General features: G+C 52.6%; 23 protein-coding genes. All 23 read left to right on the forward strand.

Annotation, left to right across the window (positions count from 1 at the left end):
* The coding region (locus PBA01S_RS03855) for an SbcC/MukB-like Walker B domain-containing protein (protein WP_304363567.1) at nucleotides 1-1,455 on the forward strand (1,455 nt) is incomplete at its 5' end.
* Between the two features lie 34 nt (nucleotides 1,456-1,489).
* Nucleotides 1,490-2,233 carry a response regulator transcription factor gene (locus tag PBA01S_RS03860; protein ID WP_127575384.1) on the forward strand — a complete coding sequence of 248 codons (744 nt, stop codon included), beginning with the start codon at nucleotides 1,490-1,492 and terminating at the stop codon, nucleotides 2,231-2,233.
* A 3-nt stretch (nucleotides 2,234-2,236) separates the two neighbouring features.
* Nucleotides 2,237-3,349 carry a sensor histidine kinase gene (locus PBA01S_RS03865; protein WP_127575385.1) on the forward strand — a complete coding sequence of 371 codons (1,113 nt, stop codon included), beginning with the start codon at nucleotides 2,237-2,239 and terminating at the stop codon, nucleotides 3,347-3,349.
* Nucleotides 3,350-3,486: 137 nt separating this feature from the next.
* Entirely contained in the window at nucleotides 3,487-4,422 is a 936-nt protein-coding gene (locus PBA01S_RS03870; RefSeq protein WP_127575386.1) for an ABC transporter ATP-binding protein, read from the forward strand.
* A 43-nt stretch (nucleotides 4,423-4,465) separates the two neighbouring features.
* Nucleotides 4,466-5,590: an ABC transporter permease gene (locus PBA01S_RS03875; RefSeq protein ID WP_085169653.1), complete on the forward strand. Its 1,125-nt coding sequence runs from the start codon at nucleotides 4,466-4,468 to the stop codon at nucleotides 5,588-5,590.
* A 1-nt stretch (nucleotide 5,591) separates the two neighbouring features.
* Complete coding sequence (locus tag PBA01S_RS03880) at nucleotides 5,592-6,746, forward strand: ABC transporter permease (protein WP_127575387.1); 1,155 nt, start codon at nucleotides 5,592-5,594, stop codon at nucleotides 6,744-6,746.
* A 248-nt stretch (nucleotides 6,747-6,994) separates the two neighbouring features.
* Entirely contained in the window at nucleotides 6,995-7,360 is a 366-nt protein-coding gene (locus PBA01S_RS03885) for a histidine triad nucleotide-binding protein (protein WP_016311452.1), read from the forward strand.
* Between the two features lie 131 nt (nucleotides 7,361-7,491).
* Nucleotides 7,492-7,665 (forward strand): 30S ribosomal protein S21, encoded by a 174-nt coding sequence (gene rpsU / locus PBA01S_RS03890; protein WP_005547957.1) that lies wholly within the window; start codon nucleotides 7,492-7,494, stop codon nucleotides 7,663-7,665.
* 16 nt (nucleotides 7,666-7,681) lie between these two features.
* Nucleotides 7,682-8,125, forward strand: a complete 444-nt coding sequence (locus PBA01S_RS03895) for a GatB/YqeY domain-containing protein (RefSeq protein ID WP_009225545.1) — start codon at nucleotides 7,682-7,684, stop codon at nucleotides 8,123-8,125.
* A 180-nt stretch (nucleotides 8,126-8,305) separates the two neighbouring features.
* Nucleotides 8,306-8,593: a sporulation protein YqfC gene (gene yqfC / locus PBA01S_RS03900; RefSeq protein ID WP_016311453.1), complete on the forward strand. Its 288-nt coding sequence runs from the start codon at nucleotides 8,306-8,308 to the stop codon at nucleotides 8,591-8,593.
* A gap of 3 nt (nucleotides 8,594-8,596) precedes the next feature.
* Nucleotides 8,597-9,778, forward strand: a complete 1,182-nt coding sequence (gene yqfD / locus PBA01S_RS03905) for a sporulation protein YqfD (RefSeq protein ID WP_085169651.1) — start codon at nucleotides 8,597-8,599, stop codon at nucleotides 9,776-9,778.
* A 6-nt stretch (nucleotides 9,779-9,784) separates the two neighbouring features.
* Nucleotides 9,785-10,756 carry a PhoH family protein gene (locus tag PBA01S_RS03910; protein WP_085169650.1) on the forward strand — a complete coding sequence of 324 codons (972 nt, stop codon included), beginning with the start codon at nucleotides 9,785-9,787 and terminating at the stop codon, nucleotides 10,754-10,756.
* A 49-nt stretch (nucleotides 10,757-10,805) separates the two neighbouring features.
* Nucleotides 10,806-13,097, forward strand: a complete 2,292-nt coding sequence (locus PBA01S_RS03915; protein ID WP_127575388.1) for an HD family phosphohydrolase — start codon at nucleotides 10,806-10,808, stop codon at nucleotides 13,095-13,097.
* Nucleotides 13,069-13,566: an rRNA maturation RNase YbeY gene (gene ybeY / locus PBA01S_RS03920; RefSeq protein WP_127575389.1), complete on the forward strand. Its 498-nt coding sequence runs from the start codon at nucleotides 13,069-13,071 to the stop codon at nucleotides 13,564-13,566. Before PBA01S_RS03915 ends, ybeY begins: the two co-directional genes overlap by 29 nt.
* A complete protein-coding gene (locus PBA01S_RS03925) occupies nucleotides 13,566-13,940 on the forward strand; it encodes a diacylglycerol kinase family protein (RefSeq protein ID WP_127575390.1) in 375 nt (124 codons plus the stop codon). Before ybeY ends, PBA01S_RS03925 begins: the two co-directional genes overlap by 1 nt.
* 84 nt (nucleotides 13,941-14,024) lie before the next feature.
* Entirely contained in the window at nucleotides 14,025-14,435 is a 411-nt protein-coding gene (gene cdd / locus PBA01S_RS03930; protein ID WP_016311459.1) for a cytidine deaminase, read from the forward strand.
* A 359-nt stretch (nucleotides 14,436-14,794) separates the two neighbouring features.
* Entirely contained in the window at nucleotides 14,795-15,697 is a 903-nt protein-coding gene (gene era, locus PBA01S_RS03935; protein ID WP_016311460.1) for a GTPase Era, read from the forward strand.
* A gap of 118 nt (nucleotides 15,698-15,815) precedes the next feature.
* Nucleotides 15,816-15,953: a YqzL family protein gene (locus PBA01S_RS03940; RefSeq protein ID WP_085169646.1), complete on the forward strand. Its 138-nt coding sequence runs from the start codon at nucleotides 15,816-15,818 to the stop codon at nucleotides 15,951-15,953.
* Nucleotides 15,954-15,992: 39 nt separating this feature from the next.
* A complete protein-coding gene (recO, locus tag PBA01S_RS03945) occupies nucleotides 15,993-16,742 on the forward strand; it encodes a DNA repair protein RecO (RefSeq protein ID WP_085169645.1) in 750 nt (249 codons plus the stop codon).
* Between the two features lie 416 nt (nucleotides 16,743-17,158).
* Nucleotides 17,159-18,046 carry a glycine--tRNA ligase subunit alpha gene (gene glyQ, locus PBA01S_RS03950; protein ID WP_036645656.1) on the forward strand — a complete coding sequence of 296 codons (888 nt, stop codon included), beginning with the start codon at nucleotides 17,159-17,161 and terminating at the stop codon, nucleotides 18,044-18,046.
* On the forward strand, nucleotides 18,039-20,120 hold the full coding sequence (glyS, locus tag PBA01S_RS03955) for a glycine--tRNA ligase subunit beta (RefSeq protein ID WP_127575391.1): 2,082 nt from the start codon (nucleotides 18,039-18,041) through the stop codon (nucleotides 20,118-20,120). The genes glyQ and glyS overlap by 8 nt, the downstream gene beginning before the upstream one ends.
* Before the next feature lie 153 nt (nucleotides 20,121-20,273).
* Entirely contained in the window at nucleotides 20,274-20,723 is a 450-nt protein-coding gene (locus PBA01S_RS03960; protein WP_016311465.1) for a YaiI/YqxD family protein, read from the forward strand.
* A 101-nt stretch (nucleotides 20,724-20,824) separates the two neighbouring features.
* Nucleotides 20,825-22,648 carry a DNA primase gene (gene dnaG, locus PBA01S_RS03965; protein WP_127575392.1) on the forward strand — a complete coding sequence of 608 codons (1,824 nt, stop codon included), beginning with the start codon at nucleotides 20,825-20,827 and terminating at the stop codon, nucleotides 22,646-22,648.
* Nucleotides 22,649-22,660: the final 12 nt, after the last annotated feature.

The raw sequence follows: 22,660 nt of genomic DNA on the forward strand, positions 1-22,660 counted from the left end.
GGCCGCGCAGCGCAAAGCGCGCTGGCGGCCCTGCAGCCGCAGCGTGCCGCTGCCGAAGCGGCGGAAGCCGCGGCTTCCGGCCAGCTGAAGCAGGCGGCCGCCCGCAGCGCGCAGCATCGTGAGGCCCTCGCGGCCAAGCAGCGCGAGTGGGCCGAGCTGTACCCGGGCCTCTCGCCGGAGGAAGCCGCCCGGCAAATGGAGGCGTATGCCGCCAAGGATCGGCTGGCCGAAGATTTGCGGGGGCGGCTGGCTGTCAGCGTGCCGTTTATCGAGGAGAAGACGGCCAAGCTGCAGGCATTAACCGGCGAAATAATCGAGCTGGACAAAACGCTCGTGCAATGGGAAGTACAGGAGCAGGGAAAACAGGAGCTGCTTCGGGAGAAACAGGAGAGATTGCACGCCGTGGCCGGGGAACGACCGGTCGATGAGCTGCTTGCCGAAGCCCGGGAGAAGCTGGCAACCCTTCGTCAGCAGGCGGAACGCAGCCGGTCGATGCAGACCGAAACCGCGGCCCGCAGCCATGAGCTCGCCAAAGCGGAAGCGTTGGCGGCCCAAGCCGCTGCAGCGGCCCGGGACCAGGAAGCCGAGCTTCAGGTCCGCTGGGTTCAGGCGCTGGAGGCTTCGCCTTTTGAGGAGGAAGCTTCCGTATTAAATAACCTGCTGGCCCCGGGCGAAGCGGAATTGCTCGTGGAGACAGTGCAGCAACACCGCAGCCGGGAGCAGGAGCTTGTCATCAGCCTAAGTGAGCTGGATGCCAAGCTGTCGGGGCAAACGGTCAGCGACGAGGAATGGCAGTACATTGGAGCGGCCCTCGCTGCGGCAAAAGAGCAGGATGAAGCGGCCCTGCAGTTCAAGGCCCGGGCCGAGCGGGACTGGGAGGACCTGCAGGTGCGGCATGTCCGCTGGCAGGAGCTGGAGCAGGTCCGCAGCCAGCTGGAGCATGAAGCCGGCTTGCTCGCTAAGCTGCAATCGGCATTGCGCGGGAACGCGTTCGTTGAGTATGTCGCGGAGGAGCAGTTGATGAACGTCAGTCATGCCGCTTCCCAACGCTTGCGGTTTCTGACGAAGCAGCGGTATGCGCTGGAAACCGACTCTGGCGGCGGCTTTGTCATCCGCGACGATGCAAGCGGCGGCGTGAAGCGCCCGGTGGCGACATTGTCCGGCGGGGAGACCTTCCTCGCCTCCCTGGCGCTGGCGCTGGCCTTGTCGGCACAGATTCAGCTTCGCGGCCAATATCCGCTGCAATTCTTTTTCCTGGACGAAGGCTTTGGAACGCTGGATCCCGAACTGCTGGATACGGTCATCACCTCGCTGGAGCACCTGCATCACGACCATCTCTCGGTGGGGATCATCAGCCACGTTGCCGAGCTGCAGACCCGGTTGGCCCGCAAACTGGTGGTCATTCCAGCGGACAGCGGCGGGGCGGGTTCCCAAATTAAGCTGGAACGGCTGTAGCTGCCTGAGTAAGGACACGAAACGGAGGAGCAGGATGAAGATACGGGTGCTGATCGCAGATGACAACTCGTTTATTCGTGAGGGAATGCGAATTATTTTAAATAGCTTCGAGGAGTTTGAGGTGGCGGAGACCGTAGAGGACGGGCAACAGGCGGTCGACTACTGCCGCGCTAACCCGGTAGATGTAGCGCTGCTGGACGTGCGGATGCCCAATATGAACGGGGTGGAAGCAACCCGGCTGCTGACGGAGGAAGGGCTGGCGAAGCCGCTGATTCTGACCACCTTTGACGACGATGAATATATCATGGACGCGATCCGTTTCGGCGCGAAGGGCTATTTGCTGAAAAATAACGACCCGGAACGTATCCGCGACGCGATCAAAAGCGTGTATTACGGCCACAACGTCTTGCAGGACGTGGTGCTGGATAAGCTGAAGCAGACGCTTGCTTCTGGCGGGGCTTCGCAGGATACAGCTGTATCGCCTCCGCCGGAATCGGCGAGCGCGCAATCCAATACGGCTGCTTCACCGGCGGCCCCTTCCGCTGCGATAACTCCGGAAGGCACCGGTCTGTCGCCAAGCGATCTGGCGCGGTTCACCGAACGGGAGCTGGAAGTCATGTCTCGCATTGCCAAGGGCTTGTCCAACAAGGAAATCGCCAAGGACATTTTTATTTCGGAGGGAACCGTAGCCAACTACATCACCTCGATTCTGAACAAAACCGGGCTGGAGCATCGTACGCAAATCGCTATTTATTACTTGACCGGGAGGGTCCGCTAACTTATGGAACGGTGGAGCATCGGCAATAAGTGGCTCGTGCTGGGCCTGGCCATTGCTTTGATTTATATCAGGGAAGCTTCCCCGTCCCCTTGGCTGATCTTGTTCGCTTTACTTTATTTGGCTCTGGACCTCACGGCGCTGCTGCTTCCCAAAATGGCGTATCGAAATGCGCTCTATGGAGCAATGCTGATCTACTGCGTCTGTTGTGCGGTATACTTCTCTCCGGAGTTCGCGCTGTTGTTGCCGCCAACCGCCTATGAAATGGTCAAGGGGAAGAGCCCGCTCGTCTTAGCTGCGGCGTTGCTTGCGATCCCGCTCCTCTTCCTGAAAGGGACGCTGGCAGTGGTTTATGCGTTTATCGTGATCATCAGTTGGTTTAATCGATATCTTTTTTATCGTCTGTTGCTGAGGTTAAACCGGCAGGAGGAGCAGCTGGACAAGCTGCGTTTGAAGCAGGATAAGCTAAGGAAGCAGTTGAATGACAACGAGGACTTCATTCGGGCTTCGGAATACACGTATAAGCTGGAAGAGCGAAATCGCCTCTCTCAGGAAATTCATGATGGCGTCGGCCACTCGATGACCGGGGCGCTGATCCAGATGGAGGCCGCCAAGCGTGTTCTGCACACTGACCCGGCCGGGGCGGAGAAGCTGCTGCAGAATGCGATTGGCATCGCCCAGGAATCGATTGAACGGATCCGACAAACGTTGAAGAACCTGAAGCCTCCGGTGGAGCAGTTAGGGATCCATCGGCTGAAGAGCGCTGTCGAAGCGTTTGGCAACCGTTCCGGCCTGCAGACCTTGGTCGTCCATAGCGGCGATCTGGAGAAAATTACGCCGCTGTATTGGAAAATCATTTATGACAACGTGACGGAGGCGCTGACCAATTCAGCCAAGTACAGTGGAGCGACCTTTGTACAGGTTGAGGTGCGGGTTCTCGGGCAATGGATTCAAGCCGTTGTAACGGATAATGGACGTGGTCAAGACAAGATCGTTAAAGGCATGGGGCTGATCGGCATGGAAGAGCGCGCAGCCTCGGTGAACGGCACGGTCATTGCGGACGGCGCGCAAGGGTTTAAGGTGACTACTTTAATCCCCTACGTATCTCCCAAACCATGAAGAACCTCATTGACGGGGAGCCGCCCCCAAGACAATATGAATTTTCTCATGCACAAAGGATGAACTTATGCACTGACATAAGGGCATCCTTTTTTTCTACAATAGGGTCAAGAACGAAGCAGAATGGAGAGGTTGCAATGAACGTTTTAGAGATTCGCGGACTCACGAAAAAATTCGGCGACTTTATCGCAGTTGATAATATGTCCTTATCCGTGCGGGAAGGGGAGATCTTTGGGTTTCTAGGATCCAACGGCGCCGGCAAGAGCACCACGATTAATCTGGTTGCATCGCTGCTGCGACCAACGAGCGGGGAGATCCGCATTTTGGAGAAAGACATTAGCAAGCACAACCGTTTCGCCAAAATGAACCTAGGGATTGTTCCGCAGGATTTGGCGATTTACCAAGATATGACTGCTTACGAAAATGTGAAGTTTTTCGCCGGCTTGTACGGCTTGCGGGGAGCGGAGCTGAAGGAACGGGTGGAGGAAGCGCTGCGGTTTGTCGGTCTGGAGGATAAGGCGAAGAGCTTTCCAAAGAACTTTTCCGGCGGGATGAAACGGCGGCTGAACATCGCTTGTGCCATCGCGCATCGGCCAAAGCTGATCATCATGGATGAACCTACGGTCGGCATTGATCCGCAGTCGCGTAACTATATTCTCACCTCCGTCCGGAAGCTGAATGAAATGGGCTGCACGATCATTTATACGAGCCATTACATGGAGGAAGTTGAAGAAATCTGCTCCCGGATCGCCATTATCGATCATGGCAAAATTATCGCGGACGGCACGAAAGAGCAGTTGATCGCCACGATCACCGACATGAAGGAAGTGCGTATTGAACTGAAACAGGATGGTGAGGCGTTCTTGTGGCTGATCCGACGCTTGCCAGGGGTAAGGACGGCAACGGCGCATGAATCCGAGATTCGCATCCATAGCGACCTGTCGGTGGATAACTTGAGCGGCATCCTGAAGCAGCTGATCAACGGCGGGGCGGTCATTCGTTCTGTCGAGGAGCAGGAGCCAAATCTGGAAACGGTGTTCTTGACGCTGACCGGACGTAACTTGCGTGACTAGGGCAGCGATCGCAATCCGATTGCTTTGGGAGGAGATTTGAGAAATGAATACGATATCGATAGCACTTAAGGAGCTCAAGCAGGAGGTTCGCAACCGTTGGACGTTGGTGTTTATGCTCGCTTTTCCGATTGTGCTGATCTTAATTCTAGGCACTGCCCTGACAAATGCCTTTGAGAGTACGGCCCAGATTGGGGATATTCGGGTGTTGGTGAAGGACAACGGTGAGAATCCGGCTTTAACGCAAGCCTTCCAGGCTTTTTCCCAAGAGACGGCCGGTATGGGATTAACGTTCGAGCAACTGGCTCCGGGCGCAGACGCTCAGAAAGAGGTTGAAGCCGACCATTACGATGAGTACGTAGAACTGAGTGATCAAGGTGTGTTGCTTTATTTAAGCGGCCGGGATCCGATTCAAGGCAACGTCGTGCAAGGAATGCTGACAGCCTTTGCCCAGCAATACAACGCGATCATGGCCATTGAGAAGAACGCTCCCGGCCAGGCGGAAGGGGCGCTGGCAGCAGGTGCGGCGAATCAGCGGGAATATATCAAAGAGACTTCAATTGCAGCTGACCGTCAGCCGGGCTCCATCGATTATTACGCGATGGCGATGACCTCGATGATCGCTTTGTGGAGCTCGCTGTCTGCCAGCCGGCTGATTACCGGGGAGATTCGCCAAGGGACCAGCATGCGGCTAGCAGCCTCTCCGGTTGCCAAGGGTGAGATTTTCGCTGGTAAAGTACTTGGCAACATGGTGACGAACCTGTTGTGCGTCATCCTCCTGATTCTCTTTAGTAAATTTGCCTTTAATGCTTATTGGGGAGAGCATCCGGGTGCGGTGATGGCAGTGCTAAGCTCGGAAGTAATCATGGCCGTCAGTCTGGGTCTCGCAGTAAGCTATGTGCTGAAAGAGGCGGCGACGCAAGGCGTGATCTTGATTTTTACTCAAGTCGCGGCATTCTTAGGAGGAGCGTACTTTCCGATGGGGGAACTTGGTCCGCTGGCGGCGGCAGCCAACTTGTCACCGGTTCGATGGGCGAACGTAGCGATTACGCAAATTATTTATAACAATCAAATTTCGGCGATGTGGCCGGTCGTAGCTTTAAATTTAAGTTTAGGTGTCGTGCTGTTGGCGGCGGCAGCCTGGATGATGCGGCGCAAGGAGGGCCTGTAACATGATTAAGGATATTTGGTGGTTGACGTCCCAAACGCTGCGGAAGACGTTCCGTAAACGCAGTAATCTTATTTTATATGTAGCCCTGCCGCTGGCCGGAATCTTATTATCGTTGATGATTTATGGCAACGGGGGAGATGCCGGACTGCGAGTTGGCGTAGTGAATCAAGACGGGGATAAACCAATTGCAACGGATACGATTCGGTTTCTGGAAGGACTGGATCAAATTCGGTTGACGGAAGTGACGGAGTCGGAGCTTCGCGAGCAACTGGCCGCCGGTCAGCTGGACAGCGGTTTGGTGCTGGGTGCCGGTTATTCCGATAGCATCCTTGCCGGGGAGCCTGACCATATCGGAATTCAATCGGTCAAAGGCACAACGGTCACTGCTTACATGAAAGCGATGCTCTACAATTACACTGGGAATTTGGCAGCCCTAAGCCGGGTGGCTCAGGGAGACGAGGCGAAATTCGCCCAGCTTTACGAAGAATATCAACAGTCCGGGATTACGTTCACCGTTCATTCGGCTGACAGTTCTGTCGAGCAAAAGCAGGCGATGACGTATCAAACGATTGGCTTTCTCATTATGTTGATGATGATGTCGGCCGTGAATTTGTCGGAGTTGATTCTGAAAAGTCGGGAGGACCGCACTTTCTTCCGCATCATTTCTTCTCCAATCAACGCCAAGCATTTTGTCATTTCCATCTTAATAGTCAATCTCATTGTGATGGCGGTACAGATTGTGGTCACCCTGTTCTTCCTGGAAGTTGTATTCCACATCGATACCGGGGTGCCGTTTGGAAGAATGGCGCTGCTTCTGATGCTGTTTGCGCTCGTATCGATCGGCCTGTCGCTCGTCATCGTCGTGTTCTCCAAGAACAGCGGCATCTCCAGCGCGCTGCAAAATATCATTGTGACGCCAACCTGCTTGTTGGCAGGCTGCTTCTTCCCGAGCGAGATCATGCCGGAAGCGGTGCGGAGAATCTCTGAGTTCATGCCGCAGCACTGGGTGCTTCAGTCGATTGAAAACCTGCAGCAAGGCGAAAGCTTAGCTCAGATCGGGTTTAACCTGTCCGTTCTGGCCGCGTTCGCTCTAGTTTTCTTCCTGCTGGCAGCTTACAAGATCGCACGGAACAACGACACGCGCAATTTCGTTTAAAATATTTGTTTGCCCGTGATGCACATCACAGTAACAGTATCAACCTGCTGTTATACTACAGTTAGCCGACATCCTATTTACAAGCACCCCGCCGGACGTATTGGTTACAGAAAGAGTCGACAGCTGTTTCCGTCCAATACGTCCGTGCGTAAAGCCAACTCATTCTGTGAGGCGGCAGGGTGCTTCTTTTTTTTGCCTGTTTTCGGTAAAATGAAAGCTATCACAGATTCTGTTTAGGAGGCTTTCTGATGGACAACTGTTTGTTTTGTAAAATCGTTGAAGGATCGATCCCGTCAAACAAGGTATACGAGGATGATCGCGTTCTCGTTTTCCACGATATCCAACCCGCTGCGCCGGTACATGTGCTGGTCATTCCGAAGAAGCATATCGCTTCCATGAATGACGTGGCTTCTGAAGATTTTGGTCTGATCGGTGAGATGCATCGCGTTGCGCAGGAAGTCGCGAAGAAGCTAGGCGTGGCAGAGAGCGGATACCGGCTGATCAATAACTGCGGACCTGACAGCGGACAAGCGGTCGCGCATTTGCATTATCATTTGATTGGAGGCGCCAAGCTGGGCGCATTGGTACAATCCTCTAGCTCCCACGCGCTATAAAACTCCTTTTAGAATTTGGAAGAGAAAAAAGCCGGTGCTCAGGTTGACACCCTATTTCTCTTTCCCCTATAATGAAGTTTGATGAACCGTGTTATGCTCTTGGACGGTCTGGTCGGAGGGAGGGAAAACTGGTGTCTGAAACTAAAGTTCGCAAAAACGAGACAATTGATGCTGCACTTCGTCGCTTTAAACGTTCCATCGCGAAAGATGGAGTATTGGCTGAGGTGAAGAAACGTAAGCATTATGAAAAGCCAAGCGTAAAGCGCAAGAAAAAGTCCGAGGCTGCTCGTAAGAGAAAGTTTTAGGAGGATTTAATCAACGATGAATCTTAGCGAGCGATTGAACGAAGATATGAAGCAAGCGATGAAGAGTCAAGACAAGTTCAAGCTCTCCACCATTCGAATGGTTCGTGCTACGATCAAGAATCTTGAGATAGATTTGAAAAGAACTTTGAACGATAATGAAGTGCTTGATATCCTAAGTCGTGAAATCAAACAGCGCAAAGATGCCCTCCAAGAATTTGAGAAAGCGGGTCGTGACGATCTTGCCGAGCAAGTGAAAGCGGAAGCGGAGATCCTTGCTGAGTACCTTCCCGAACAGCTAAGCGAAGAAGAAATTAAAGTCATTGTACAGCAGACCATCCAGGAAACCGGTGCTTCTTCGAAAGCCGATCTCGGGAAAGTGATGAGTGCACTGATGCCCAAGGTAAAAGGCCGGGCAGACGGTAAGCTCGTAAACCAGACGGTTCAACAGCTTTTGCCATAACTTCGAGAGACAAACACCTTTTACGATGTATTCGTAGAAGGTGTTTTTTCATTATATATCCCCTATGCAAGCCGAGGTTGCCGTCCTATGCAGCCTTGGCTTTTGCTTTCCCTTTTCCCTTCTCATAAATCCAAGCAGGGCCGCATAATTTGTACAGTAGGGGAAGGAGGATTGCCTCATATGAGCCGGTTTGTCCGCAAAATTCGCAAATGGACGGTCGATGCGCTCGACCTGCCAAGTGATCTTGTATTCGATTTGCCGAGGCTCACCTTAATTGGAGGTCAGCAGCTATATATAGAGAATCATCGGGGTGTGGTCCACTTCTCTCCCGAAGCGCTGCATCTGGCGCTGAGTGAAGGAACGCTGGAAGTTGAGGGAAGCGGTTTGGTTATTAAAGCTATCATGCCTGAAGAAGTGGTCGTGGAGGGCCGGATCTTCGGCATTAAATATCGTGGAACGGAGGAATGAAGCGTGAAATCACCGGCTTTAAACCAGCTGAGAGGCATCGTTACCGTCACGGTCCGCGGAGGATCGATCGAACAGCTTGTGAATGAGTTATCTCACCAGGGCATCGACATTTGGGATGTCCAGCCCTTGCCTGGGGGGCAAATGAACATGAAGATCGCGCTGCCCGATTTCTTCCGGCTGCGGCCGCTCTTGAAACGGACAGGCTGCCGATTGTCGGTTCAGGGCCGCTCCGGGCTCCCGTTTGTATTAGGCCGCGTGTGGAAGCGGAAGGGGTTTATCGCCGGATTCGCTTTATTTATTGCGGCGATTTTTTGCTTATCTTCGCTAGTCTGGGATGTCGAGGTGGTAGGCAACAAGGAAATTGCCTCCCAAGACATTCTCCAAGCGGCGAGACAGGAGGGGATTTATCCGTTTCAATGGATTTTTCGTTTGCCTGAGCAGGACAAGCTGTCTGCCGAGCTGAGCCGCAAGCTGCCGGGTGCGTCCTGGGTTGGGGTAACTCGTACAGGGACGAAAATCACGATCCAAGTCGTGGAGGCAACGAAGCCTAAGGATCAGAAGCTGGTTAGCCCAAGCCATTTGGTCAGCAAGCATGACGCGGTGATCACCCATATTTATGCGGAGAGAGGTCAGCCGGAGGTCAGGAAGAACGACCGGGTGAAGAAAGGACAAGTGCTGGTGTCGGGATTCCAGGGCGGCAAGCCGATCATGCCCGTAGCGAAGATTCGCGGTATCGTCTGGCACGAGTATAATATCCAAGTGCCGCTAGTATATAAACAGAAGGTTTATACAGGAGAGCGCAAGCAACGGGGGTATTTATATTTTGGTGATACTGCAATTCAGTTCACCGGTTATGGGAAAGTGAGCTATGCGCAATCCGAGACGATGACGGATCAGGATCCGCTGACATGGCGCGGTTGGAAGCTCCCGATTGGCTGGATGACCGAGAAGGTGATGGAAACGACGGAGCTTGAGTTGAAACGGACGGAAGAACAGGCGAAACAAGAGGGGATTGAGCGAGCAAAACGCGATATTCTGGCGAAATACGGCACAGATAGCGTCATTCTCGATCAAAAAATTTTGCATGAGAAGGCGGACAATGGTAAAGTTTATATAAAAGTGCATTTCGAAGTAGAACAGAACATTGCGGAAGAAGTGCCGATAGTACAAGATCAAGGAGAATGAGGCTATTTGTCGGAACAACTGGTGAACATCAAATTACCGCTTCACAGTGCGGCTGAAGGACTTTCTTTATTTGGCCCTCAGGATTCGTTCCTGAAGTTAATTGAACAGCATTTACCAGCAAGCATTGTTTTGCGAGAATCGGAAATTACCATCCGCGGGGAACAACGCGAAGCGGAGAAGGTAGAGCAGTTGTTTGTGGTATTACTGGAACTGATTCGGAACGGATATATCTTGACCGAAAGGGACGTTTTATATGCCGTCGATTTGGCCAAGGATTTCCGTGCAGATCAGCTGCTTGATTTATATAAAGGTGAAATTGCGATCACGTATCGCGGCAAGCCCATTCGGGTGAAGACGATCGGGCAGAAGCACTACGTTACGACGATTAAGAAACGGGACGTTGTGTTTGGTGTCGGCCCAGCTGGGACAGGCAAAACGTACTTGGCCGTTGTTCTTGCGATTAGCGCGCTGAAGGAAGGCTCGGTCAAACGGATTATTTTGACCCGGCCGGCGGTGGAAGCAGGGGAGAGCCTGGGATTCTTGCCGGGGGACTTGCAGGAGAAGGTGGATCCTTATCTGCGTCCGCTGTATGATGCATTGTACGATGTCATGGGACCGGAGCAGACTGCGAAGGCGTTGGAGCGCGGCTTAATCGAGATCGCGCCGCTTGCCTATATGCGGGGCCGGACGCTGGATGATTCCTTTATTATTTTGGACGAAGCTCAAAATACGACGCCGGAGCAAATGAAGATGTTCCTGACGCGGCTGGGCTTTGGATCCAAAATGGTCATTACCGGGGACGTGACGCAAATCGACCTTCCTAAAGGGAAGAAATCCGGTTTGGTCGAAGCGAAGGCAATTTTGAGCGGGATCGAAGAGATCGGGTTCGTCCAATTTGCCGAGTCCGACGTCGTTCGTCATTCGCTGGTCCAGAAGATCATTATGGCGTACGACCGCGCTGCCGAAAACTTAGGGTAAGCTTCTGGGATGTTGTTAGGGTTTACCATGTTCAGGAGGGCTGTCTAATATGACTAATGACGATCAGCAAAAGAAAAGCGCGTTACAATCCAGGTTTGCAGGATGGAAGTATAGCACCAGCGTGCGTTATGTTCTGTTCGCGCTGCTTGTCGTTATGTTCTACGTCAGCTTGGCGCCCAAACTGTTGCCCGAAACGTATGACATTGCGGTAGGTTTGCCAAGCGAGAAGGAAATCTTGGCGCCGATGGACATTCCGGATACGAAGGCGACGCTGAAAGCGCAAGAAGAGGCGGCTGAGAAAGTAGGACAGGTCTATACCATTCTGCCGCTCCGCAATGAAACGCTTGTCGCGCAAATGCTTGACCGGATCTTTCGGTTGAACCAGGACGACCAGGTTTCAGAGGAAGATAAGATCAAGATCTACCGCGAGGAACTGCCGCAGCGGGTGAAGGATCATGTGCAGAATTTCATCATGAACAATCGGAATTCCAGCGTTTATTCGGCGACCTTATTTGAGGAAGTAACTCAGCGCATTGATGAACAGCAATATCACATCTCGGAAGAGACGTTTATCAAAATTCCTCGCTTAACCTCAGAGGATATCAACGCGATGAAGCCGGTTGCTGCGGATATTGTAGCCCGGCTGACGGCGGATCCAATCGTTGAAGCGCAGACCGCACGGGCAAAAGTTGCGGAAATGGTCAGCACCAGCTCGTTAAGCAAACGGACGGCACGCGAGGTCGTACAGGAGCTTGCTCGTCTGTCCATCACCGCGAATAAGTTCTATGATGAAGAGGCGACGAAGGCGGCGAAGGTGGAAGCGCGCGAGAATACGCCTACGGTGTATATTAAGCAAGGGGACGTGCTCGTACATAAGGGTGAGAGAATTACCCAGGAAATGTACACGCTGCTGGAGAAGAACGGCCTTCTCAAAGATGAGGTTGATTATTCACCGCAATTGGGGCTTCTTTTGCTGTCATTGTTGATGGCGACCGGGCTGATTATGTTTATTCGTCAATCGGAAGGCGCCAGCCGGTTTAAATACAACAACGCGCAGTTCGTTATGCTGCTGCTTATTATTTTTATCACGATTGCTTCGATGCATGTCATCAACATTCTGCAGAGCGAGCAGCAGGCTTTTGTCGGGTATTTAGCCCCGATTGCTACCGGTGCGATGCTGATTACACTGCTATTGGACTTGCCGCTTGCGTATCTCTGCTCCTTTTTGTTTAGCGTCCTGGCTAGCATCATTTTGAATCAGCGGCAAAGCGAAATTTTTGATTTTCAGTTTGGGTTCTTCGCTTTAGTGACTTCGTTTGCTGCCATTTTTGCAATTCACCGGGCCAGCCAGCGCTCTACGCTGCTCAAGGCGGGGATTATGATTTGCTTGTTTGGCGCGCTGTCGATCTTTGCCCTGCAGTTGATTGATAATCAGGACTGGACGCAAACCAGCACGTTATATGCGCTTGGATTTTCTGTGGCGGGAGGATTGTTGACCACGATTTTGGTCATCGGCTTGATGCCGTTCTTCGAGGTCACCTTCGGCATTCTCTCAGCACTTAAGCTTGTGGAACTGTCGAACCCGAACCACCCGCTCTTGCGCAAGCTGTTGACGGAGACGCCGGGGACGTACCATCACAGCGTGATGGTCGGCAACCTGTCGGAAGCGGCCGCCGAAGCGATTGGTGCCAACGGACTGCTGTGCCGTGTTGGCTCGTATTATCACGATATCGGGAAGACGAAGCGGCCGAGCTATTTTATCGAAAACCAGAACAACATGGAAAATCCACACGACTTTATCGATCCGAAGTTAAGCAAATCGATTATTATCGCCCATGCTCGAGATGGGGTGGAGATGCAAAAGGAGTACAAGCTGCCGAAGCCGATCCGGGATATCGCCGAGCAGCATCATGGAACGACGTTTTTGCATTATTTCTACCACAAAGCGCTGCGCTTAGCGGAGGAACAAGGCGTCGAGCCGGACTTCACGGAGGATGATTTCCGTTATCCGGGGCCGAAGGCTCAATCGAAGGAAGCGGCTGTAGTTGGGATTGCTGACAGTGTTGAGGCAGCGGTACGTTCTCTGCGCAAACCAACGGTAGAGCAAGTGGAGTCCATGATCGAGAAGATTATTAAGAGCCGCTTAGACGATCACCAGTTTAACGAATGTGATCTGACGATGCGGGAGCTCGATATCATCGCCCAAACGTTAAAGGAAACGGTCATGGGCATCTTCCATTCCCGGATTGAGTATCCGGAGGAAGTGAAGAAGAGTAAAGAGAACGAGGAGAAGGACAGGGGGCAAAACGCTAATGGGCCTACAGCTGGCTTGGAGCAATGAGCAAGATAAAATGGAGATCCGTCAGGAGCTGATTGATCTCTTAGAGCGGGTGCTGCAGATCGCTGGACAAGCGGAGGGCATCACGGAAGGTGAAGTGGCGCTTACATTCGTAGATGATGAGGCGATCCACGAATTAAACCGTGATTATCGCGGCATCGACCGGCCGACCGATGTGTTGTCGTTTGCGATGAACGAATCGCTGGAGGAAGAGCCGGAAATCGTCTATGAGCTGGAAGAAGATGAAGAGTTGGACGATATGACCGATATGCTTGGAGATATTATCATCTCCGTGGAACGGGCCAAAGCGCAAAGTGAAGAGTACGGTCATTCGCTGGAGCGGGAAATTGGATTTTTGTTTGTACACGGGTTCCTGCACCTGTTAGGTTACGATCATCAGGATGCGGTCAGTGAGGCGGAAATGATGGGTAAACAAGAAGCGGCGCTTGCCGAGGTAGGGCTTGTTCGCTAATGAAGCCGTCGCGCCGCTGGAGTTCATCTTTTCGATGTGCCTTGGAGGGAATCGTTACTTCGCTGAAGACTGAGCGGCATTTGCGGTTCCATTGCGTCGCGGCGGTCATTGTGATTGCCGCGGCGATTGCGTTATCCCTCCCCGCGAGAGACGTAGCCTTATTACTGCTCGTCATCGCCTTAGTTATTTCTCTTGAGCTCGTTAATACGGCGATTGAAGCCGTTGTAGATCTCGCAGCCCCTGAGTGGCATCGACTTGGCAAGATCGCTAAGGATGCCGCGGCCGGGGCTGTACTGGTCGCTGCGGTCGTCGCCGTAGTCATCGGGATCTTGATTTTTTATCAGCCATTGATGCGTTGGTTGGGGCTGCTGTAAGGTCAGTGCTCCTGATAACGGCGGGATGGACTGTGGATTTCCCTGTAACTTATTTTTGCTATGGTTGAAGGAGATGATAGGGTTATGGATTACGGTCAACTGATGAAAGAAGCGATCGAAGCCCGCAAAGCAGCATATATTCCATATTCGGGATTTGGCGTTGGGGCAGCTCTGCTGGATAGTAAAGGACAGGTTCATCACGGCTGCAATATCGAGAATGCGGCTTATTCCCCGGGAAACTGTGCGGAGCGTACCGCGATGTTCCGGGCGATTGCCGACGGGCATCAACCCGGAACGTTTCAAGCCATCGCCGTGGTTGCCGACACTGAAGAACCGGTTGCGCCTTGCGGGGTATGCCGTCAAGTGCTGTTTGAGCTATGCGGGCCGGACATGCCTGTCATCCTGGGTAATCTGAAGGGCGACATCCGTCAGACCACGGTACGGGAGTTGCTGCCCTACGCCTTCGGTCCGTCCCATTTGGAGGAACAGAAGTAAGTGGCGGGATTATCTCTAACGGAACGGAGAGACGTTATTTCGCTTTATTGAGGCGATTTGGATCTCTAACGGAACCAGGAGACGTTAATTCGGATCTTTCGCTGGGTATGATCGTTGTGAGCGCCGAATAAGGCTTCTGAGTTCCGTTAGCGCGGGAAATTCCCGGGAAATTGGCAAATAAGGTCTCTACGTTCCGTTACGCACGGACGGATTAGACCAACTGTCGAACCCCAAAACGAACCAACTACAGAAACCAATACAGAAACCAGTACAGATCTCACGCAACATGACTTCCCAGAACCAACACGGACCGATTCCGACGGAAGGACGGATCAGGTCACATGAAAGGAACTCACGATATGGCAAAAGCAAAATTCAAATCCGGTTTTGTGGCGATTGTGGGACGCCCGAATGTGGGGAAATCCACGCTGATGAATCAGATCATCGGGCAGAAGATCGCCATTATGTCCGATAAACCGCAAACGACGCGGAATAAAATCCATGGCGTTTATACTTCGGAAGAGATGCAGATCGTCTTCCTGGATACGCCAGGGATTCACAAGCGGCAATCGAAGCTTGGCGACTACATGAATACGACGGCGCTCAACACCCTTGGCGAAGTCGAAGCCGTATTGTTCCTCGTGGATGCGGCGGAAGGATTGGGCGGTGGAGACCGCTATATCATCGAACGGCTGAAGGATGTACGGACACCGGTCATTCTGGTGCTGAACAAAATCGACCGCGTAGAGCCAGAACAATTGCTGCCGTTGATTGAAGAGTATAGTCAGCTTTATCCATTTAGCGAAATCGTACCGATTTCCGCCATGCTGGGGAACAACGTGAACCGGCTGCTGGAGCAGATCGGCAAATACCTGCCGGAAGGACCGCAGTATTATCCGGAGGATCAGGTTACGGACCATCCGGAGCAGTTTGTCTGCGCTGAGCTGATCCGCGAGAAAATCTTGCATCTCACCCGCGAGGAAGTGCCGCACTCCATCGCTGTCACGATTGAAGATATGCGCGTACAGGAGAACGGTGTCGTGTACATTTCCGCGGTCATTTTTGTAGAGCGCGATTCCCAGAAGGGGATCATTATCGGTAAGCAAGGGGCGCTGCTGAAGGAAGTAGGCAAGCTGGCCCGGCAAGATATCGAGAACTTGCTTGGATCGAAGATTTTTCTTGAGTTATGGGTGAAGGTGAAGAAAGACTGGCGGAACCAAGAACGGATCTTGAAGGACCTCGGGTTCCATAAGGACGCTTAAGGCGTAACGTCTAGTTCTAGCTTTATACTGGGAGTTATTGCAACGCATAGATCCCGTTCATGCGCACATCCTATCTTTGTAGATGCAGGCGTCATTTCCGAAGAAAGGGTGAATACGAATGCGAGATTTTTCGTGGAAGTATTTTGCGATGACTGGAGATGTCGATGCTTACTTGCTTTACAAAGAAGCCAGCAGCGCGTATGAGGAGGAGGCTGCGGCTGCCGAAGAGCTGATTCTAGAGGAAGAAGCCGAGTAGTACGGATTTGGCGGGAGAGGCGAGTTTGGGGGAAACGAAATGCTCTACAGGGTGGAAGGAATTGTCATCCGCAGTATGGACTATGGGGAAGGCAATAAAATTATTACATTATGTACCGAAACGAGTGGCAAAATCGGGGTACTGGTGCGCGGCGCCAAAAAGGTGAAGAGCCGCCACGGGGCCCTGACTCAGCCTTTTACACATGGAGAATACGTGTTCTTCCGCCAAAACGGCGGATTGGGCACCTTGAACCAGGGTGAGATGATTGAGTCTCACTTTTCTTTGCGTGAGGACATTTTTCTCGCGGCCTATGCTTCGTATGCCTGTGAGCTGTTGGACAAGACCCTGCAGGATGAAGAGGTGGGCAGCTTCTGGTTCACTCAATTGAAGGCTTGCCTGGATGGGTTGTCGTCGGGCAAGGACCCGCAGATCGTCATCCATCTCTTCGAAATGAAAATCTTGCAGGCCGCAGGCTATGGACCTTCATTTGAAAGCTGCGTCTCCTGCGGGCGGGTCGACGATTCACCGCATGTCAGCCCGCGTCTAGGCGGGAGACTTTGCCGATCCTGCCGCCATCAAGATCCGGCCGCGATGCAGGTCACACCGGGCGTGCTTAAATTGCTCATGTTATTTGAGAAAATGGACCTGCGCCGGCTCGGAAACGTCGAGGTGAAGGACGAGACGAAACGGGAGCTAAAGACCGTGATGCGTGCCTTCATGGATATGCAGCTTGGGCTGAAGTTGAAATCCCGTCATTTTCTCGATCAACTGGACAAGTATGAAATTTGACGAACGAGATAAAATTAGTTAATATATAAAAGACTTTCTCCCTCAAAATGTAATGTGCAAGAGGGAGAATTGTGCGTTGAACGGGAAGAGTAGCAAGAAGAAGTCTATGACCCCCTTTTTCTGAGTCGATGTTGAGGATCAGGAGAGGGAACAAGCGACCGGGGAGGGTGGGAGCCCGGATAGACGGTCTTGTGAAGCGGCAGCCCGGGAGCACAAACCGATCGTGAAAAGCGGATTTGCAGCGATGGTCTCCGACAGGAGGCGGCGGCAAATCAAGTAGGGTGGAACCGCGGGAACTTACAGCTCTCGTCCCTACGTCTGACAGCAGGCGTAGAGGCGGGGGCTTTTTATTTTTCCCTTCTAGCCCATGCTTGCTGAACAAACCTGAAGGTTAGGAGATGAGGTTCGCCATGAGTATCAACTTTCAACAAATGATCTTGACGCTCCAGCAGTTCTGGGCAGAACAGAATTGCATCGTCGTGCAGCCGTATGACGTGGAGAAAGGGGCCGGTACGCTGAACCCAATGACGTTCCTGCGTTCGATTGGCCCGGAGCCGTGGAATGTGGCTTACGTGGAGCCTTCCCGTCGTCCAGCGGACGGCCGTTACGGGGAGAACCCAAATCGGTTGTACCAGCACCATCAGTTCCAGGTGATCATGAAGCCGTCGCCGGACAATATCCAGGAGATTTACCTGGAAAGCTTGAAGCGGCTCGGCATTAACCCGCTGGAGCATGACATCCGGTTTGTCGAAGACAACTGGGAGCATCCGGGCTTAGGCGCATGGGGTCTTGGCTGGGAAGTTTGGCTGGACGGTATGGAAGTTACGCAGTTTACTTACTTCCAGCAAGTCGGCGGGATCGAAACGAACCCGGTCGCCGTAGAAATCACTTATGGGATGGAGCGCCTGGCCTCCTACATTCAAGACAAGGAGAACGTGTTCGAGCTCGAATGGGTGGACGGCACGACGTACGGTGATGTTTTCCATCAGGCGGAATATGAGCATTCTAAATACACGTTTGAAATCTCCGATGTGAAAATGCTGTTTACGCTGTTTAACATGTACGAGCAAGAAGCGAACAAAGCAATGGAGCAGCATTTGGTGTACCCTGCTTACGATTATGTGTTGAAATGCTCGCATACGTTTAACCTGCTGGATGCCCGTGGGGCGATCAGTGTCACCGAACGGACAGGATATATTACGCGGGTGCGGAATTTGGCCCGTCAAGTTGCAGCAACTTATTTAGAGGAACGTGAGAAGCTTGGATTCCCGATGCTTCAGAAAGGGGGTGCTGCACGTGGCTAAGGATCTGTTGTTTGAAATTGGACTGGAAGAAATGCCGGCCCGGTTCATCCGCGCCGCGATGGAGCAATTAAAGGAGCGGACGGAGAAATGGCTGGAGGAATCGGTCATTCAACACGGAGCCGTTGAGGCTTATGCAACCCCTCGCCGATTGGCTGTCCTCGTCAAAGATGTGGCAGAAAAGCAAGAGGACGTGCATGAGGAAGTAAAAGGGCCTTCGCGTAAAATCGCCCTGGATGAAAACGGACAGTGGAGTAAAGCAGCACTTGGCTTTGCCCGCAGCCAGGGAGCCAACCCGGAGCAATTTACGTTCCGTGAGGTTGGCGGTACGGAGTATGTTTATGTCAGCAAAAGCAAAATTGGTGTAGAGACATCGAGTCTTCTTGCTGACGGATTGCTGGGCATTTTGCAGGCGATGAATTTTCCGAAGAACATGCGTTGGGGCAATTACGACTTTAAGTTCGTGCGCCCGATTCGCTGGCTGGTGGCGTTGTTCGGCAAAGACGTCATCGAGCTTGAAATCGCTGGAGTGAAATCCGGTAACGTGACGCGGGGACACCGGTTCCTTGGAACGGAAACCGTCATCGAAGAGCCCGCAGCCTATGTGGAAACGCTGCGCAGCCAGCACGTGATCGCAGACGTTAATGAACGTCAAGCTTTGATCCAGAACCAAATCGACGCCTTGGCTAAAGAAAAAGGCTGGCACATCGCCGTGAAGGAAGATTTGCTGGAGGAAGTCCTGTTCTTGGTCGAGACGCCAACGGTGCTGTACGGTACGTTCGAAGAATCGTTCCTGAACATTCCGCAGGAAGTGCTCATTACCTCGATGCGCGAACATCAGCGCTACTTCCCGGTACTGAATGCGCAAGGCAACCTGCTTCCTTACTTCGTCACCGTGCGTAACGGGAACAACACGTCGCTGGACGTGATTGCCCGCGGGAACGAGAAGGTGCTTCGTGCTCGGTTGTCCGACGCGAAATTCTTCTATGAGGAAGATCAAAAGTTGGCGATTAAAGACGCGCTGTCCAAGCTGGAAAGTATCGTATTCCATGATGAGCTTGGTACGATCGGGGACAAAGTGCGCCGCATCCGTCGCAATACCGAGAAGTTGTCGGCGATGCTGGGGACGGATACCGGAACAGCCGAAGCTGCTGCGCGTACAGCGGAAATTTGTAAGTTTGACCTCGTAACTCAGATGGTTTACGAGTTCCCTGAATTGCAAGGAGTTATGGGTGAAGATTATGCCCGTAAAGCCGGCGAACCCGAAGCGGTGGCCAGAGGGATCTTTGAGCATTATCAGCCGCGGTTTGCCGATGATGCCGTTCCTGCTTCAACTGTTGGCTCGATTGTCAGCATCGCGGATAAGATTGACACGATTGTTGGCTGTTTCTCCATTGGGATCATTCCAACCGGCTCCCAGGATCCGTACGGCCTGCGCCGTCAGGCTGCCGGCATTGTGCAAATCATCGTGGATCATAAGCTGTCCGTTTCGCTTACGGAGATTTTCAAGCTGGCGCTGGAGACGCATCAGCAATTCCGCGGGCTGAAACGCAGCGAAGATGAAATCATGAAGGACCTGGTGGATTTCTTTGGCTTACGCGTCAGAAAGACGCTTTCGGACGAAAACCTCCGCTATGACGTTGTCGACGCCGTTCTGTCGGCGGGCTATGATGATGTTGTCTCGACGGTAGCACGCGGCAAGGCGCTGATGAAAGCGGTAGATGCGAAGGACGAGTTCAAAGCAACCGTTGAATCGTTTGGACGGGTCAGCAATCTGGCGGCCAAAGCCACCGGTGAGAAGGTTCGCTCCGATCTGCTCTCTGAACCTGCAGAACAAGCGTTGTACGAGGCATGGCGTTCGGTCTCGGATAAATACCGGGAGACGCTGGCTGCCCGCGACGCGGTTGGTGCGCTGGAGCTGATCAGCGGATTAAAAGATGCGATTACCGTGTTCTTTGATGCCGTCATGGTTATGGCGGAGGATGATGCGATCCGGACGAACCGGTTGGCCTTGCTGGCGGCGATTGATGAAGATCTCAAAGCTTTTGCCGATTTCGGCAAATTGGTTTGGGCATAATAGAAGGCAATGAAGCAAAAGTATGGCTGACGGCAAGCGATGGGCTTGCCGTCAGCCATCCATCGCTATTCGGCAAAAAACGAGAGTTTCACCTGAGTCTTGTTTAGATTCAGGTATTTCGAGGTTATATTGTATTACATGGAGGCGTGGTGGATGCGGATCGTCGTCGATGGGGATTCCTGTCCGGTCAAGGCGGAAATTGCCGAAACGGCTGGCAGATTTGGTGTGCCTGTGATTATGGTGGCCTCATATGATCATGTTCTGCAGCCGGAACCGGGCGTGACGGTTGTCCAGGTGGATCGCAGCGGACAAAGCGCGGATATGTACATTGCCGCCCATGTAGAGAAGGGCGATATCGTTGTGACCCAGGACTACGGGCTGGCGGCATTGATCATCGCAAGAGACTGCCATGGGATTTCGCCGCGCGGTGATATCTATCATCCGGGAAATATCGACTATTTGCTCGAACGCCGTCATCATCATGCGAAAGCTAGACGGGCAGGGCATCGCGCTAAGGGGCCCAAGCCTTTTACCATCGAGGATCGTGAGCGGTTTGCCGACGCTTTGTCAAAACTTTTGCTTCGTTTGCAGGAGAATGTATAGTTTTAGCGAATTACTATTTACGTGTCACCCGAGAGCAGCAAAATGTCGGTGTTTTTGACATTTTGAGCAATACTCACGCGTGAAAGATGAAGGTGATTTGGATGAGTACCGGGCGTGGCATTCCGGAGGAAGTCATCGAGGCGGTTCTGCGTCAGCACGATATCGTCGATACGGTCAGCAAGCACGTTCATCTAACGAAGCAGGGGAAGTACTTGAAGGGGTTATGTCCGTTCCATTCGGAGAAGACCCCATCGTTTACAGTCACACCCGAACGCCAAATTTTCCATTGCTATGGCTGCGGCAAAGGCGGAAATGCCATCAAATTCAGGATGGAAATCGAAGGATTAACCTTTCCCGAAGCTGTCAGAATCATGGCGGACGAGGCGCATATCCCTTACGAGGATAAAGGCAGAAGTTACGCCGATACTCCGCGTAACCGGGAGTTGGAAGAGCTGCTGCAGGCCCATGAGTGGTCCTCCAAGCTTTATCATTATTTGCTCAAGAACACCGAATACGGGAAGCCGGCGATGGAATATTTGAAATCCCGCGGCTTTACCGACAAGGCCATCGATACGTTCCAGATTGGTTACGCACCCGCCAGATGGGATACGCTCGTCCAGTTTTTGGACAAGAGATCATTTAATTTGGAAACGATGGAGAAGGGCGGATTGCTGTCAGCGAAGCAGGACGGTACCGGTTATGTGGACCGCTTCCGCGATCGGGTCATCTTCCCATTACACAACCGAAACGGCAAGGTCATTGCGTTTGCGGGCAGAGTGCTCGGCGACGGGCAACCGAAATACTTAAATTCGCCGGAAAGCAAGCTGTTTACAAAGAGCCGAGTTCTTTACAATTTGCATCAAGCCAAGAACGAGATCCGCAAGACAGGCCAAATCGTCCTGTTTGAGGGTTACGGCGATGTCATCAGCGCATGGGAAGCCGGAGTTCACAACGGTGTTGCTACCATGGGGACCGCTTTGACGGAACACCATGCGGCGATCATGCGGAGCCTTGCCGATGAGGTGTTGGTCTGCTATGACGGAGACTCCGCCGGTCAGGCTGCAGCCTTAAAGAGCATTCCGATCCTTGAAGGTGCAGGTTTTTCCCAAGTGAAAATTGCAATGCTCAGCGAAGGGTTGGACCCTGATGAATTTATCCAAAAGTACGGAGCCGAGCGGTTCCGTCATCAAGTTTTGGAAGGTGCGGTATCTTCCGTTAAATTTAGGCTTATATATCTGAGAAAAAACCATATACTGCTAGAAGAAGACGGAAAGATCGCTTATATCAAAGAGGCGATGCCGATTATTGCGGCGCTCTCCTCCCCAAGCGAACGCGAAATTTATTTGAAGGAACTCTCCGCCGAATTGCAGGTGTCCTTCGACAGCTTGAAGCAAGAGTGCAACGAGCTGAGAACAGCTATGCAAAAAAAGGAAAATGCCGGGGATAATAAGCCCGAAAGGTGGAATAATGGTAGGCATAAAAAAGGGCAGGCATCCATGCCGACGTTGCTGCCCGCTTTTCATGTGGCGGAACGGAGACTGCTTTCATTCATGCTTCAGGACGAAGAGGTGTCCCGCTATGTAGGCGAACGCCTTGGGACGAACTTTAACATCGAAGATCATGTGGCGATTGCCGCTTATCTATACGCCTATTATGCGCAAGGGAAACCCCCGGATGCCAGTCGGTTCATATCCTCGCTTCAGGATGAACGGCTTGAGCAGACGGTCATCTCGATCGCGATGATGGATACACCGGCTGAATGGACCACACAGGAGTTGGACGATTGTATCCGTGAAATTCAAAAGGTGCCGCTGCTGGAGCAGATCAAACGCAAGAAAGAGGAAATGGTATCGGCCGAACGGGCCGGTGACTATTTGCGTGCGGCGCAAATTGCAAGTGAGATTATTGCCCTAGAGAGACAGTAAGACGAACGGACT

It is taken from the genome of Paenibacillus barengoltzii NBRC 101215 (assembly GCF_004000745.1).
Taxonomy (GTDB): domain Bacteria; phylum Bacillota; class Bacilli; order Paenibacillales; family Paenibacillaceae; genus Fontibacillus; species Fontibacillus barengoltzii.